We start from the raw sequence: 440 nt of genomic DNA, 5'->3' as shown, positions 1-440 counted from the left end.
GGCTTCATGTGGAACTTGATGGTTTGCGTAGTCATGCGTTTTCCTCCAAATCGGCAGGGGAGATGTGGTCAGGCAGGATGGCGAGGATGACCAAATCACGCGGACCGTGTGCGCCGTAAGTAAGCGTCAACTGGATGTCTGCGGTTTTGGACGGGCCGGAAATCAGGAAAACATTGGTCGGCATACCGTTTTCCACCAGTTTTTCGCCTTCGACGGCGTTGTGAAATTCGTTATACATCTTCGCCGTATCAAACAGGCAGAAATGCACGGGCGGAACGAGGCTCAAAGTACGCGGTTCTTCGGGGCTGGAAAACAGCATCAGCGTACCGGTACGGGCAATGCCGCATTGCGAGCCGCTAAAGCCTGCATCGATGTTCGCGAAGAACTCGGTTTTCCAAGTATCGATTTCGCGTTTGAAAGCAATCGGGTCGATATTGCTG

General features: G+C 53.0%; 1 protein-coding gene. It reads right to left on the bottom strand.

Translation table 11 applies throughout. From position 1 onward, the window contains the following. Positions 1–31: 31 nt before the first annotated feature. Positions 32–440 (bottom strand): LutC/YkgG family protein (locus ACTHUR_RS21220; RefSeq protein ID WP_440400782.1); only part of this gene is annotated, 409 nt, incomplete at its 5' end.

The organism is Neisseria sp. P0021.S007 (genome assembly GCF_051956855.1).
The sequence above is the reverse complement of the archived record's forward strand: the minus strand, read 5'-3'. Positions and strand labels throughout refer to the sequence as shown.